This window comes from Oceanobacillus alkalisoli (assembly GCF_022213125.1).
Lineage (GTDB): Bacteria > Bacillota > Bacilli > Bacillales > Amphibacillaceae > Oceanobacillus > Oceanobacillus alkalisoli.
On sequence record NZ_JAKNRA010000047.1, the window covers coordinates 1 to 473 of the forward strand.

Annotated in this window: 1 protein-coding gene; it reads right to left on the reverse strand. The window is 35.5% G+C overall.

From position 1 onward, the window contains the following. Positions 1 to 371 (reverse strand): transposase (locus tag L3V42_RS18085; RefSeq protein ID WP_238472628.1); only part of this gene is annotated, 371 nt, incomplete at its 3' end. Between the last annotated feature and the right edge of the window lie 102 nt (positions 372 to 473).

Consider the following 473-nt stretch of genomic DNA (forward strand, 5'->3'; position numbering starts at 1 on the left):
ATCAGTAAATCCAGTAGATTAATGTCTTTCAAGCGTAACTTGCGAAAATGAGTTAAGGAACTCGAATCAATAACGGAAGCTTCTGGAGCCATCCCCAAGAAATACTTAAAAGACATATCATATTTAGAACGCTTCACCACGTCTGCGTCGGACAATTTATACATTCGCTTTAATAAAATATACTTAAACATTCGGATCGGGCAGATTGCATTTCTTCCATTCGTGAGAGAATAGTTATCCTCCAGTTCCTTATAAATAAAGGAAAAGTCAACCAATTCATTGATTCGGCGTAACTCATTATCTTCCTCTATGATTAAGTCATAAAGGCTTTCATATGGACTAAACGAAAGACTCTCTTGCTTTTGTAACATGTAATCACCCGCTACTTTCATCGTTATTACTTTGATTATAAAATAGAACAGCTAACAAATCATTTTTGTTAGCTGTTCTAAGGAGACTTTTTCAGTGGCCTC